Genomic DNA, 14,254 nt, shown 5'->3' with positions numbered 1-14,254 from the left:
ATGCAAACTATACTTTTAATGATATTTCAAGTAGTCGTTATCGTTTTGGTAGCTCCTTTGTTTGATGGTATGGCAAGAAAACTAAGAGCTAGACTTCAATCAAAACAAGGTAGCGATTTCTTTCAAACATATCGCGATATTATAAAACTCTTTAGAAGAGGAAGAACTGTGCCTGAGTGCTCTCACTGGGTATTTAGATGGGCTCCATTTTTCCTTTTTGCAACTTCAGCTGCAGTTCTAGCTGCTATACCTATAACATATAGCAAAGATACTGTTTTTGGAGCGTATTCAGATATATTTGTGATCCTCTATCTTGGCGCATTGCTTAGATTTGTATTTGGTGCAGCTTCAATGGATAGCGGCAACCCATTTGCAGCAACAGGCGGCGGCAGGGAGCAAATGCTAGGCGTATATGTCGAGCCAGTTATGATTATGTGTCTAATCGTAGTAATGCTTGCAGCTAAAACATCAAATTTAATTGAGATCCAAGAGATGGTAAAAACCGGTGTTATCGGATATCAGATCCCAAGTTTTGCCGTAGCTTCTATCGCATTTTTATGGTGCATGTATGTTGAGACTGGCAGAAAACCATTTGACGTAGCTGAAGCAGAACAAGAGCTTCAAGAAGGCTTGCTTGGCGAGTACGCAGGTAGCGACCTTGGTTTAGTTCAAGCATCACTTATATTAAAACAGTTTGCTATGATCGGACTTTTCCTAACTATATTTGAGCCATGGAATTTTAGCAATCCTTTCTTAGCTATCATCATTTTTGTGATAAAAACCGGAGTATTTTACGTAGCAGCTGTCTTTATAGACAACTTTGGTCCACGCTTTAAAATGACTTCATCTTTACGCAAAAATGCGCTTGGTGCACTTGCTATCTCGTTTGTTGCACTAACACTTTATGTAGTAGGAGTGTGAGATGCAAACACTTGATATTTTAGCCATTTGCATGATCGTAACTTCGCTTGCAGTTTTTGGTCTTAGAAGCTTGAAACTCTCAATCATCGCTTATGCGATTGAGACACTACTTTTAGTTAGCATATTTTTCTTGCTATCTGAGAAATTTAACGCCGAGCAGCTCAAAACTTGGGCGATAGTTGCATTTTTTACCAAAGTTTTGCTTGTGCCAGGAATTTTATTCTGGCTTATCAAAAAACTTGGCGTAGTTAGCGAAGATGAGCCAGTTGGTGGATTTTTTGTAAGTCCTGTTATTGCTATGGGATTTTCTCTAGCTCTTTCAATGAGTATCCACCCTATATTTTTAAAATTCTCTCTTATCAAAGAAGAGATCATGCTAATCGCTGCTGGAACGGTCTTTATGATGGGAATTTTTGGTTTTATGCTAAGAAACTCATTTATAAAACAAATTCTAGCTTACTGCTTGTTTGAAAACGGTATCCACCTAAGCCTTGCTCTAATGGCTTATAACTCACATGAGTTAGTCGAGCTTGGAATTTTAACAGATGCGATATTTGCCGTTATCATCATGAGTGTCTTAGCGATTAGATTTTATAAAGCTTATGATAGCTTAGATACTTCTAAAGCTTCAAATTTAAGGGGTTAGAGATGGATAGTTTAGCTTTAATACTTATCTTACCGCTCCTTGGTGCTTTGGTCTTGTTTTTGAGTCCTAAAAATTATGCGGTATTAAGCGGACTTCACGTTTTGTTTTCTGCTGCGACATCGGTGGCTTTACTTAACAATGTTCTTAAAGTCTTAAGTAGCGGAACTTTTTATAGTTTTGATAAATTTTTGTTTTTAGATAGCTTGGGCTGTGTTTTCTTGGTGCTTATCGCTGTGACTGGATTTATAGTAAATTTCTACTCTATCCACTACATGAGATGGGAGCTTGAAGATGGACACATCCACTTAAGCGATCTTAAAAAATATTATGCACTAAGCCATGTATTTATCTTTACAATGACTTTAAGTGTTATTTGCAACAACGTTGCGTTTATGTGGGCAGCTATCGAGGCAACAACTCTTGCTTCTGTGTTTTTGGTCGCTATCCACAAAGATCAAAAATCAACAGAGAGTGGCTATAAATACATAGTTCTTTGCTCAATCGGTCTAGCATTTGCACTTTATGCGACTGTTCTTTTATACTCAGCCACATTTAGCACTCTAGGAGATGGCGAAGCTTCTATGCTATTTTCTGGAATAATGGCAAATGCTAAAAATTTAAACCCAGATGCGGCAAAACTTATCTTTGTATTTGCTCTAATTGGTTTTGGTACAAAAGCTGGTCTTGCTCCAACTCACACTTGGCTACCAGACGTTCACGCTGAAGGTCCAGCACCTATCTCAGCCTTGCTTTCAGGCGTACTTTTAAAATGTGCGATGCTAGCGCTCTTAAGATACTACGCTATCACAGCTCAAGCAGTTGGATTTAGCTTTGTTGAGGGCATAATGATCGTTTCAGGAACTATCACTCTTTTTGTAGCAGGATTTTTCCTAATAAGACAACACAACGTAAAAAGAATGTTTGCATATCACTCAATCGTTCACATGGGCGTTATCGCATTTGCACTTGGTGTTGGCGGTAAATTTGGTCTATTTGCAGCGATATTCCACTGCTTGGCTCACAGCTTTACAAAAGCTTTGGCATTTTGCTCAACAGGTAACATAGCAAGAATTTACGGCCACAAAGATATGAGTAAGATGGGCGGCATGGTTAAGATCGCACCGATCACCACTATAATGTTTGGCGCGGCTGTTTGCTCACTTGTTGGTGTTCCAGCATTTGCTATATTTGTTAGCGAGTATAACGTCTTTATAGGAGCTATCACAAGCGGTCAATACATCGCAGTTGCGCTATTTGCTATTGCGCTTGCAGTTATTTTCATAGCTGACTTTGCACACTTTAACATGGCAAGCTTTGGCGAGCCAAAAGGTGTGGTTGTTCATAATAAAGAGATGAGTTTGTTAGAGAATTTACCTCTTATAGCACTTTGTGCCCTTATCATAATCTTTGGCGTATGGCACGTAGATAGCTTTTATACGCTAGTAGATAACGGTGTTAATATAATGATGGGAGCTTTAAAATGAGAGGCGATAAATTTGTTGAAATCCTAAAAACCAAGGTAAAAATTTTAGAAGTAACTCGTCAAGCAGACGATCAGATCACAGTTTTGGTTGATAGAAATGATCTTCCACTAGCTGTTAAAACACTTTATTATGATATCGGCGGCTTCATAAGCACTATGATACCAAATGATGAGCGCCAGATAAATGGCAGCTTTGCGCTTTACTATGCTATCTCAATGGAAGGTAGCAAGCTGACTGAGGCGGACGACTTTGCACCTGAGGATAAGTGCTTTATCACTGTTAAAACGCTTATTCCAGGAAGCGATCCGACATTTCCATCAGTTACTCCGCTAGTGCCAGCTTGTGTTTGGTACGAAAGAGAAGCTTATGATATGTTCGGCCTTGTAGCTGAAGGTTTACCTGATAAAAGGCGTCTAGTTTTAAGTGATGACTGGCCAGATGGACTTCATCCACTTAGAAAAGATGCGATGGATTATCGCTACCGCCCTGATCCAGTTGACCATAGAGATGAGCCTGATTCTGAGTTTTTGTTCCCAACAGGTGATGCAGTAGTTGATGTGCCACTTGGACCACTGCATATTACTTCAGATGAGCCAGGTCACTTTAGACTTTTCTGCGACGGCGACGAGATCATCGACGCTGACTACCGCCTCTTTTATCAACACCGCGGTATGGAAAAGCTAGCTGAAAACAGAATGAACTATGATCAAATGGGCTATCTTGCAGAGCGTGTTTGTGGAATTTGTGGTTATGCTCACGCCATTGCTTGTATCGAAGCAGCAGAAAAAGCTATCAAGCTTGAAATTCCACTAAGAGCTCAAGCTATACGTGTCATCTGTCTTGAGATCGAGCGTCTTCACAGCCACCTTTTAAATATCGGTCTAGCTTGTGAGGTCACTGGTAACTACAACGCTTTCATGCACATCTTTAGAGTTCGTGAGTACTCTATGGAGCTAGCTCAACTTGTAACTGGCGGACGTAAAACATACGGCAATGTCGTTATGGGTGGCTTAAGACGTGACATGACAAACCAAGAGATCAAAAAAGGCATCGAGATCATAAATAAACTTGACGTTCAAATTTCAGAAATTTGGGACGCAGTTATGGAGGATAAACGCCAAATCGGTCGCTGGAAAGGTGTGGGTATTTTAGACCGCCAAATAGCACGTGACTTTAGCCCAGTTGGTCCAAATATGAGAGGCTCTGGTTTTAAACGCGATAACCGCTACGATCACCCATACGACTTCTTTAAACAGATAGAATTTGAAGTAGCAGTTGAGCATGGTTGCGACGTTTTTGCTCGCGAGATGGTTAGATATAAAGAGTTAAAAAGCTCTATCCACATCATCCGCCAATGCTTTGAGCTAATGCCTCAAACTCCGATCATGATCGATCCTGTGACTATGATCAAACCTGAGAATTTTGCACTTGGTCATGATGAAGCACCACGTGGCGAGAATGTCCACTGGATCATGCAAGGAAGTGCTCAAAAAGTGTATCGCTGGAGATGTAGAGCAGCTACTTATAACAACTGGCCAAGCCTAAGATATCAATTTAGAGGAAACAACATAAGTGACGCAGCACTTATCGTTTGCTCACTTGACCCTTGCTACTCATGTACAGAGCGTGTTACATTAGTCGATGTAAGGACTAAAAAGAGCAAAATTTTAACAGAGAAAGACCTTAAAAAATTCTGTCAAGATGGCGGGGTTAGTAAAAAGGATTTAAGATGATGAAGTTATTTGACATCACAGAAAAATATGGAAAGGCGACATACGCCTATCCATTTGAGCCATATATTGTTCCTGAAAATTTCCGTGGTCAGCCAAACTATACATACGATCTTTGTATAGGTTGTGCAGCTTGCGGTATCGCTTGCCCTAGTAACGCGATAGAGCTTAAGATGAACGAGGAGCAAACAAAGCTTGTTTGGGAATTTGACTGCGGACGTTGTATATTTTGCGGTCGCTGCGATGAGGTTTGCCCAACTGGAGCTGTAAGACTTAGCGATAGCTTTGAGCTTGCGGTTAAATTTGACAAGAGCGCTCTTATACAAAGGGGTGAGCTTGAGATGCAAACTTGCAAATGCTGTGGCAAGCCATTTACACCAAAAAGGCTTATAAATTTCACCCTTGAAAAGCTTGGCACAGCAAATTTACTCCCAGGCAGACTCGAAGAGGCAAAAGACTACCTTTATATCTGCCCAGAGTGCAAGAAAAATCAATCTGCTGAGAGGCTAACAAAAGGCATTGAGGAGGCTATAAAATGAGTCTATATCAAGTCCCAGAGGACATAAAAACAGCAAATGATCTAACTGCAAAGCTAGAGCATCTAAAAAATATCAAAAGAAGCTTTAGCGTTTATAGGATCGACTGCGGAAGCTGTAACGGCTGTGAGATAGAAATTTTTGCAGCTATTACGCCGATGTGGGATCCTGAGCGTTTTGGCTTTAAACTTGTAGCAAACCCAAGACACGCTGATATTTTGCTTTGCACCGGTCCTGTAACAAGACAGATGTATTATCCACTTCTTCGTGCTTATGAGGCGACCCCAGATCCTAAGATCGTAGTTGCTCTTGGTGCGTGCGGAAGCAGTGGCGGAATTTTCCATGACGCTTATAGCGTTTGGGGTGGCATCGATAAGATAATCCCAGTCGATGTCTATATCCCAGGCTGTCCTCCACATCCAGCAAGCATTATTTACGGCCTTGGCATGGCTCTTGGTATCATCGATCAAAAACTTCATAAAAAAAGCTATGAGGAAGATAACACATTGCCACCTTCAGTTGAGAAGTCGGTCATAGGCGATATCTTGTTTGAGCGTGACTTGCAAGCTGAAAGTAGAAGGCTAATGAGCTATATCTTTGGTAGAATCCTTTTTGAAAAATATATGAATGCTATCAAATGTTCAAAAGATGTCCATGACCCAAGCATTTCAAGAGAGGCTGTGCTTACAGCTATCAAAAAAGAGGAAGATCCTAGATATGCTGAGTGCATGGGGCTTTTGCATAATGATGTCTATCTAAAATATGCAAAAGCTGATAAAAGCTTTGCGATAGACGTTGATAGCGAGGTTTGGAGTAAGAGATGATACAAGTTTATAAGCTTACAAAAAGGCATATGGACGACAACGACAAGCTTCCACGCGAGCTAAAGGAGATAAAAATTTTCTCCACTTGCGTGGGACATGGCGTTGGCACGATTGATTTTAGCGAGAAAATTTTAGAGCTAAGCGATGAGGAATTTGACGAGATGATCAAAAACTCAGGCGAATACGTGAAATTTAAAATCGGAAATTTAAGCAAATATTTTGAAGTTGAAATTTTTGCCGAGCATATCGCTAAACTCTTGCCGCAGCTTTGTGAGTGTAAGCTTAAAGAAATTTTGGCAAATTTAAAAGAGGGATATATCGTGCTTAGGAAGGACTTTTGATGAAAAAAGCCATCCTTTGCATCGGTAATCCTATGCGTGGCGATGATGATGTGGGCAATGAAGTAGGTCGCATCGTGGAGCACGAGCTAAAAGAATGGAAGGTCTTTTTTGGGCAAGATGTGCCTGAGAATGAATTTTCAGCTATTAGAGAATTTGCACCTGATATCTTGATAGTAGTTGATGCGATGAGCGGCTTTGATGAGGATAAGATAGAGTTTTTCGACCTAAGTGACGATAGAGATTACATCTACTCAACTCACAACCTCCCAACGCCAGTGCTTTTAAGCTATTTGCGAAAAATTTGCCCAAAGACGCTTTTTTTAGGCATTAGCGTATTGCTCGAAAATGTCTTAAATTTTGAAGAAGGACTAAGCGAGCAGGCTAAAAAAAGTGCCAGAAAAGCTTTTTTAAGAATTGTAGAGATTGATAAAAATTTAGTCGGTTAAATTTAGCAAATAGCTAAATTTAGTCTTTTTGGTTACTAAAGGCAAAATTTTGCTTTTAATCGCAAGCATTGATTTGACTTTAGTGATTTTACAAAGTGTTAAACTTTGGTCGCAAAGATGAGCCTGGCTCATGTGCGAGATTGAAAATAAAAAGGAGAATGTGATGTTAAATCCGGCAGAAACCGCTCAAGCGGTCTCAAGCTCTATGGAGCATAAGGCTCATATGCCGCTTACTAGTATTATCTTCCTTGCTATCATGGCTGGAGCTGCTATTGCTATGGGTGATATTTTTTGGGCTCACTCGACAGTTGGTATGGCTGAAAATCAGTCTATTGGTCTTTCAAATTTTATCGGCGGTATCACATTTAGCTGTGGCCTTATGATGGTTGTCTTTTATGGCGGACATCTTTTTACAAGCTCAGTTTTAAGTGGCGTTAGCGCATATGAAGGAAAGCTAAAACTAGGTAAGACTATCGGATACTGGGCTATCGTTTGGATATTTAACTTCGTTGGCGGCGCACTGATCGCTTATATGTACTACTATTCAGGCTTGCCACTAAAGTATGATGGCTACATCTTACAGCACTTTATACCAGCTGGTATTGGCAAGATTACAGCACCATTTCATGAGCTATTTATCCGCGGAATTTTTTGTAACGTCTTTGTTTGTATGTCTATTTGGACTGCGACAAGTGAGAGCAATCTATCTGGTAAATTCTTTGCTATTATGTGGATGATCGGCGCATTTGTAGCTTGCTCTATGGAGCACTGCGTGGCAAATATGTTCATCATCACTGAAGCCATCATCTCAAAAGCTCACTATATAGCAGCAAACGGCGGAGATATCGCTGCTGCAGCTGCAGCTTTAGGACATGGAATTACGGCTGAAAAACTAGAAGTTTTAAACTGGGGAAATTTCATCGGTAAAAACTTAGTTCCAGTTACACTTGGTAATATCTGTGGCGGACTTTTCTTTGTTGGTTTAGTTGGCTTTATGGCGAATAAATTTGATATGAAGAAAAAAGCTTAAAAATTTTTAGTCTTTGCTTCTTGGCAAAGACTAATCCTCTAAGACTACTCTTTGCTAGCTATTATAAAAATTTTTGATTTTTAGTTTGTGTAACTTTCAAGTTTTTCATAATCAATTATTAAAAACTCGTGTGGTGTGATCTTTCTTATGATGTCATCTTTTATAAGCTCATTAAAAGCAGTTGAAGCGCTTTGACGTTTGAGCCCCACAAAGCTTGAGAGCACCTTTAGAGAAAATGGCAAAAATATGTAGTGATATCCATTTTGCTTTAGATCTTGCTCCTTTGCAAGCTCGATCAAAAAATTTGCAATCCTACCTTTTGCATCTTCAAAAAGTATGGATTTTATGATTTGGCGTTGCACGATCACTGCATTTAGCACAGCTTTTAAAATTTCATCTGCGACATTTGCATTTGATAAAATTTCACCTATTTTGTTTAAATTTATAGTATAAATTTCAGCATCTTCAAGCACTTCAAAAGCACAATTATCATCAAGTACGGCGATGTTGCTCGCTTCTAAATGATAAAGGATAAATTCTTCTCCATCTTCAAAAAATGAGAGCTTTGCACAGCCACTTTTTAAGATAATGATCTTGATCTCTTCGGTGTAGATTATGCTTGTTTTTGGTAGCTCTTTATACTCAAATTTATCAAGCTCATTTTGAGTTAGGATCTTTGTGATTTGTGTTTGCAAAAGACCTAGACGTGATTTTTTCATTTTTCTCCCAAAAAATGTATAGAGCCTGATTTTACTTCACAAAGCATTTAAAGAAGTTGAAAAATATTGCTTTTAGTTTAAGAATTTCAATAATTTTTAAAAGTAGTATTAATTTTTTAATTTGGTTGCATAAATTGCAACCAAATTTTTAAAATCCATGAAGCTGTTTTAGTCTCTCATCGATTGGCTTTTTAAGTCCATCTTTTGTTACACTGACGTAGGTTGCAATAGCGCTTGTGACATGTATAGTCTCTCTAAAGCCACCGTCATTTAGCCTAAGTGCAGTCACTTCTATTTGCGTTGTTATCGAAGTTTTGCCAACAGAGATGATTTTAGCGTAGCAGCTTAGCACATCGCCAACAAAGACAGGTTGCTTGAAAATGATCTCTTTCATAGAAATCGTCACAACGCGCTCGGGAGAAATTTCTCTTGCAGCTTGTGCACCTGCAAGGTCGATCTGACTCATTATCCAGCCACCAAAAATATTTCCAGCTGAGTTTGTATCCTTTGGCAACATAACTTGTTTGATACGCGGCTCACCAAAATCTTTTAAAATATCCATTTTTTGCCTTTTAGATGTTAAAATTTTTTGTTGATTGTAGCAAATTTTAAGGCTTTATGCTAAAATCTTGCAACTTCAGGGGATGAAAAAATGAACGATTTTAAAAGATTAAATGAACTCACAAAAGAGCAAAAAAATAAGTTAAATGCTATTTATAAAAATTTAGACGATGACATTATAAACGAGGCTGTTAAAATTTGCGGCCTTGCTGGCACACCAAGCCAAAAACTAGCCCTTGCAAGAAGGATAGTAGATCTTAAAGTAGATCCGCTTCAAAATGAGCTAAAAAAGCTAAATTTAGGCGATGACGAGCAAAAACGAGTGCTAAATTTAATGTATAACTACGTTAGAAATTTATATGAAAATCTGCACATCAAGCTTTTAGAAAAGGCCAAAGAAGAGAAAATTTTAGATCCATTTAACCAAGCCTTTGTGCAGGCTATGCACGAGCTTGGCCTAAGCCTAAATGCGTGGCAAATTTCATGGCAAGAAAAGATAATAGATACCACAAATAAAGGGTTTGAGGCTAAATTTAAAGATCTAAGCCAGGCAAATGAGTTTATCACTAAAAACGGCTTATTTCAGTGTGACGCTAACGGCGTAAGGGCTGATAGAGCGTATGGCGCGGTAGTAAAAGAAGGTGATAAATTTAGCTTTTTGCCTTATGCACTTGCTTTTAAAGATGAGGTGAGAGAGCTTAAAAGCGTCTTTGCTAAAAATCTTGAAATTTTAAGAAATTTAGCCAAAAATGACGAGCAAAAATCTTATGTCAAATACCTTGAAAAGCTACAAAATGCCTTTTGTGAAGAAGATATTACAAAGGTGATAAACGCTTGGCAAGAGGCTGAGATAGCGTGGATGGAGGTAAAAGGTCCGCTTCAGCCAGGCCATCCACTAGAATACTACGAAGATGCATACACGCACGCGGTTGCGCTTGAGTGGGATATCAGGCTTGTTGATAGCGAGGGCATAGATGAGCATAATTTTAAAGAAAAAGTGGCAAAAACTTATAAGAGTGTTTGCGAAAAGATAAAATTTGATAACGCTGCGACAAATAGGGCAGTTAGTGAAAATATCGCTAGAACGCAGCTTTATATAAGCGTGCCGATGATCTATTACGCAGCGGAGCTAAACGGGCTTTTTAGCGCTCAGGTCGTGCCAAACGATGAGAGTGTTAGCGCTAAATGTGGCAAGAAAATTTTTGCCTTTGTAAATCACGTCTATGAAGGAGCAAAGGCAAAGCCTTTTATGAAGCTTGGGGCTGAAATTTTTAGCAAGGAATTTTTAGATTTTGGTAGAGAGATTTTATTTTTAAAGCCAAAAATTTGGAAAAAAGTCTATGAAATCTCAACGATCGGTCATGAGTTTGGGCACATTCTCTTTATCGGACTTGATACCGAGATGAGCATGAATAAAAGTGGCGTCTTTAAATTTATAGAAGAGTACAAGGCGACGACTGGCGGGTTAGTAAATTTCTTCTTGCACGAAGAGGCGGAGTATAAAATGGCCGTCTTTCACGAGCTGATCGCCCGTGCGGTTGGGCTTATCGCATGGCGAAAGGTCGATGAGGTGAGGGCTTACTACTGCGAGGGGCTCATACATCTTAGCTTGCTTTTTAGGGCTGGAGTGCTTAAATTTAACGGCAAATTAAGCGTGGATATGAGCGAGCAAGCTTACGCTAAATTTAAAGAAATTTGCTTAGAGAACTATTACGATCTAGCGCAAACATACGCTAAAAAAGATGATGCGAGCACGTTTTTGGAGAAATTTTGCCAAAAAGATGAACTAAGCTATTTGCCAAAAGATGAAGAGTGCAAGAAATTTGTTGAGCATTTTTACGCTAGATACGAAGCTATCGGCAACGACGTCGATGAAAGTGGCGAGTGGCAAAGATGGCAAAGCTTAGCCAAAAAGGCAGAGAAAGATAGATAAAGACGGAACATGATAAGTAAAATAAGTAACGAAAATCAAGTATCTTTTTCATTTATGTTGATACTTTTTTGTGTATATGTTGTTAGTTATTTTATTGCTAGTAGTTTTTATAATGGCATAATTACTGCTCTATTTGATTTTATGATCACATTATTTATCTTTTTAAAGCTAAAAGAGACAAAAAATTTAAAAACATATTGGATATATATATTATTAGGCCTTACTTGCTGGGTAGCATCAGACACTATGTGGATGCTATATGATAAGGTTGATTTTCTTAAACAATTTCTCCCTAAAGTCAATTTTATACAAATCTCATACTTGGTCTCATATTTTATGTTTGCATTTTCTGCTTTTTATATTTTGATCAAAAATTTGAAAAATTTATTTTTAATGCAAGTATTTGTGGACTCAGTCTCTATTTCCGCAATATATTTTAGTTTTATGTGGTTTATGATTTTTAATAGAAATTTAACTCAAGTTTTAAGTCAAAAAGATTTTTTTAATCTAAGTTACATCGCCATAGATTTATTTATGTTTTGTACTTCATTTATTGCATTTTTTTCACTCAAATTTTCAAAAAGAAGACTATCTATACTTTTATGCTTGATAGCACTTATTGTAATAAGCACTTATGATGTTTTTACCACTACAATGGATTTTTGGATAGATGAAATATCCTTTTCTGGATACGACATTGTATTTAAGAGTTCATTTTTTATGTTGTTTGTTGCTGCGCTTCATTTAAGAGAGGGTGAGGCAAATCTAAAATTTAGGGCACTCAGAAACGATTTTGATAAAATTTTAATACAAAAGCTATTTGTTTTCGCCGTATTTTTGACGATTATGATCTTGTACTCTTGGAAGATAAATTTGACATGGTTATTTTCTATTTTAGTTACTTTGCTTGCATACGGAGCATTATCTTATACATTTTCTAATGTTAGAAAGATGGATATTTTAATTAAACGTGAAATACATATCAAAAAAGTGTTAAATAACCAGATAGAAAGTAAAGTAAAAGAGCTTGAAGAGACAAATAGGCACCTACAAAGGATCAGTAAATATGATTATTTGACAAATGCTCTAAATCGCCAGTATTTTATCGCAAGGCTTGAAGAGATGATAAAGTCAAAGGCGCTTGGCGAAAAGATAGATATTTATAGTATTGACATAAACCATTTTAAAGCGATAAATGACTCGTATGGGCATTATGTCGGTGATGATGTAATAGCAAAGTTTGCTTTAAATATTGAGTCAATATTACCACCAAACGATTCCTTATTTGCAAGATCTGGCGGCGATGACTTTATTGTTGTTGTCAAGCAAAATGAAAATGTGCATTGCAGGGAATTTTTACATTATCTACTAAAAGCTATTTCAGAGCCAATCGTTATAGATGATTATAAAATTGTACTTGATGCAAAAATAGGGATTAGCTCGACACAAACTAGTGAAATTTTGGCTGATGATTTTATCATGCAATCAGAAGCAGCACTAGAAGCAGCAAAAAAAGACGCATCTGAAAAGTATGTTTTTTATAATGATATAAAAAGCATGATTCAGGATAGAAACTACATAGAAATATTGCTAAATAGCATAAGCTTTGATGAAGAATTTGAGCTAAAATTTCAGCCCCAGTATCTAATAGAAGGTAAAAAAATAGTAGGAGCAGAGGCTCTTGTTAGGTGGAACTCTCCTATAAAAGGTCCAGTAGATCAATCAAAATTTATCCCAATAGCCGAACAAAGCTCGATTATCAATGCGATAGGAAAATGGGTGGCAAAAAATGCTATAAAACAAATGGCCTTTTGGAATGAGAAATATAATATGAATCTAAAAATAGGTATAAATATCTCGCCAAAACAGATTGATAATATAAATTTTGCATCTAAATTTTTAAGCTATATAGATAGATACGGCATCGATCCATCTTGTGTAGATGTTGAGATCACTGAGGCTAGCCTTGTCAATGCAGAAGAGATGATGCAAAGTGTGTTATCTGAGCTTTCTAATAGAGGAATTTGCATCTCTATAGATGATTTTGGTACCGGTTTTTCATCGATGAGTTACATCAAAAAATATCCTATGAGTCACCTAAAGATCGCTAAAGAGCTGATAGATAATATTGCTAAAAATGATATAGATAAAGACGTGGTAAAAAGCGTTATAGCTTTGGCTAAAAATGTGGAGCTAAAGACTATTGCTGAAGGCGTCGAAGATGAAACCCAGCTTGAAATTTTAAGAGAGCTTGGATGCGATGAGGTGCAAGGGTATCTTTGGGGTAAGCCAATGAGTGCAGAGGATTTTGAAAAGCTTATAATAAGCGCTATTTAAGCACACTCTTTGCGCTAAAATTTTCAAATTTCAAAATATCTTTATGGCAAAGTTTAGCCAGCTCATTTATCATTTTTGAGCTAGTTTCATCTTTTGGGATTATTAGATGAATTTTTTCTTCTAAAAAAACGATAAAGATATTTTTGAGTTCATAAATTTCACTAACTTCATTTAGGTCAAATTTTTCATTTTCTTTGGGTTCGCCTTCATAGTAAGCCAGAAATTTCTCATTTACTTCAAAATTCATTTGCTTTTGAACGTCTGAAATTTCAATTCTCTTTAATGCAGCTATGCGACTTCTTTTTAAAAAAATAGGATAAAAAATGATCCAAAATATAGCAAAAACAGCTCCAATAACAGTAAAAATTTTACTTTTTAATAGCATATCAGCAACAAAACCAGCTATGATGGCTTCAGTAAATATCATAAATGTGTTTATAAAATACTGCTTTCTTGCTGCCTTTGAGAAAAATAAGATAAAAGATTTATAATCTATTAAATTTTGTCCATTTATGACGATATTGCACTTCATAAGATACCTTTGTGAATTTTAAAATTTTTGGGAAATTATAACCAAAAGCAAAGTCAATTTTTGTATAATTTGGACTATTTCTTAGGAGAGGGACACTATTTTTTTAATATCAAAATCATCTATAACTGGTATGCGAAAATGGATTTTAATTGCAGTTGTAGCGCTATTCGTATTTGCACTATTGGCATCTTTACTAGACTATAATCTAATTGGA

General features: G+C 37.3%; 14 protein-coding genes. 11 read left to right on the top strand and 3 right to left on the bottom strand.

The genetic code is table 11. From position 1 onward, the window contains the following. The 9 genes from TH67_RS04520 to TH67_RS04480 all read left to right on the top strand — a co-directional run bounded on the left by TH67_RS04520 (position 1) and on the right by TH67_RS04480 (position 7,958). Complete coding sequence (locus TH67_RS04520; RefSeq protein WP_072594545.1) at positions 1-921, top strand: respiratory chain complex I subunit 1 family protein; 921 nt, start codon at positions 1-3, stop codon at positions 919-921. Position 922: 1 nt separating this feature from the next. Then, on the top strand, positions 923-1,567 hold the full coding sequence (gene hyfE / locus TH67_RS04515) for a hydrogenase 4 membrane subunit (RefSeq protein WP_072594544.1): 645 nt from the start codon (positions 923-925) through the stop codon (positions 1,565-1,567). 2 nt (positions 1,568-1,569) lie between these two features. Beyond that, positions 1,570-3,051: a hydrogenase 4 subunit F gene (locus TH67_RS04510; protein WP_072594543.1), complete on the top strand. Its 1,482-nt coding sequence runs from the start codon at positions 1,570-1,572 to the stop codon at positions 3,049-3,051. Continuing rightward, the gene (locus TH67_RS04505; RefSeq protein ID WP_072594542.1) at positions 3,048-4,784 is read left to right on the top strand and encodes a hydrogenase large subunit; all 1,737 of its coding nucleotides are present in this window, start codon (positions 3,048-3,050) and stop codon (positions 4,782-4,784) included. The genes TH67_RS04510 and TH67_RS04505 overlap by 4 nt, the downstream gene beginning before the upstream one ends. Further along, positions 4,781-5,320 (top strand): formate hydrogenlyase complex iron-sulfur subunit, encoded by a 540-nt coding sequence (locus tag TH67_RS04500; RefSeq protein ID WP_054197155.1) that lies wholly within the window; start codon positions 4,781-4,783, stop codon positions 5,318-5,320. The genes TH67_RS04505 and TH67_RS04500 overlap by 4 nt, the downstream gene beginning before the upstream one ends. Beyond that, a complete protein-coding gene (locus TH67_RS04495) occupies positions 5,317-6,141 on the top strand; it encodes an NADH-quinone oxidoreductase subunit B family protein (RefSeq protein WP_021091627.1) in 825 nt (274 codons plus the stop codon). Before TH67_RS04500 ends, TH67_RS04495 begins: the two co-directional genes overlap by 4 nt. Further along, positions 6,138-6,482: a formate hydrogenlyase maturation HycH family protein gene (locus tag TH67_RS04490; protein ID WP_021091884.1), complete on the top strand. Its 345-nt coding sequence runs from the start codon at positions 6,138-6,140 to the stop codon at positions 6,480-6,482. The genes TH67_RS04495 and TH67_RS04490 overlap by 4 nt, the downstream gene beginning before the upstream one ends. Beyond that, the gene (locus tag TH67_RS04485; RefSeq protein WP_072594541.1) at positions 6,482-6,928 is read left to right on the top strand and encodes a hydrogenase 3 maturation endopeptidase HyCI; all 447 of its coding nucleotides are present in this window, start codon (positions 6,482-6,484) and stop codon (positions 6,926-6,928) included. Before TH67_RS04490 ends, TH67_RS04485 begins: the two co-directional genes overlap by 1 nt. Before the next feature lie 163 nt (positions 6,929-7,091). After that, the gene (locus TH67_RS04480) at positions 7,092-7,958 is read left to right on the top strand and encodes a formate/nitrite transporter family protein (RefSeq protein WP_072594540.1); all 867 of its coding nucleotides are present in this window, start codon (positions 7,092-7,094) and stop codon (positions 7,956-7,958) included. Positions 7,959-8,038: 80 nt separating this feature from the next. Here TH67_RS04480 and TH67_RS04475 read toward each other — a convergent pair whose 3' ends face one another. Next, positions 8,039-8,677 carry a Crp/Fnr family transcriptional regulator gene (locus tag TH67_RS04475; RefSeq protein WP_072594539.1) on the bottom strand — a complete coding sequence of 213 codons (639 nt, stop codon included), beginning with the start codon at positions 8,675-8,677 and terminating at the stop codon, positions 8,039-8,041. A 148-nt stretch (positions 8,678-8,825) separates the two neighbouring features. Beyond that, positions 8,826-9,239 carry an acyl-CoA thioesterase gene (locus tag TH67_RS04470; protein WP_072594538.1) on the bottom strand — a complete coding sequence of 138 codons (414 nt, stop codon included), beginning with the start codon at positions 9,237-9,239 and terminating at the stop codon, positions 8,826-8,828. Between the two features lie 90 nt (positions 9,240-9,329). On the opposite strand from TH67_RS04470, the gene ciaB reads away from it, so the two are divergent. Both ciaB and TH67_RS04460 read left to right on the top strand, forming a co-directional pair. Further along, entirely contained in the window at positions 9,330-11,171 is a 1,842-nt protein-coding gene (gene ciaB, locus TH67_RS04465) for an invasion protein CiaB (protein WP_072594537.1), read from the top strand. A 453-nt stretch (positions 11,172-11,624) separates the two neighbouring features. Continuing rightward, a complete protein-coding gene (locus TH67_RS04460; RefSeq protein WP_257638037.1) occupies positions 11,625-13,508 on the top strand; it encodes a putative bifunctional diguanylate cyclase/phosphodiesterase in 1,884 nt (627 codons plus the stop codon). On the opposite strand, the gene TH67_RS04455 is transcribed toward TH67_RS04460, so the two are convergent. Beyond that, positions 13,501-14,040, bottom strand: a complete 540-nt coding sequence (locus tag TH67_RS04455; protein ID WP_072594535.1) for a hypothetical protein — start codon at positions 14,038-14,040, stop codon at positions 13,501-13,503. The genes TH67_RS04460 and TH67_RS04455 overlap by 8 nt on opposite strands. Positions 14,041-14,254: the final 214 nt, after the last annotated feature.

Origin of the sequence: Campylobacter concisus (assembly GCF_001891085.1) — a bacterium.
In the GTDB taxonomy this organism is placed as follows: domain Bacteria; phylum Campylobacterota; class Campylobacteria; order Campylobacterales; family Campylobacteraceae; genus Campylobacter_A; species Campylobacter_A concisus_O.
This window is presented reverse-complemented; position numbering and strand designations above follow the sequence as displayed.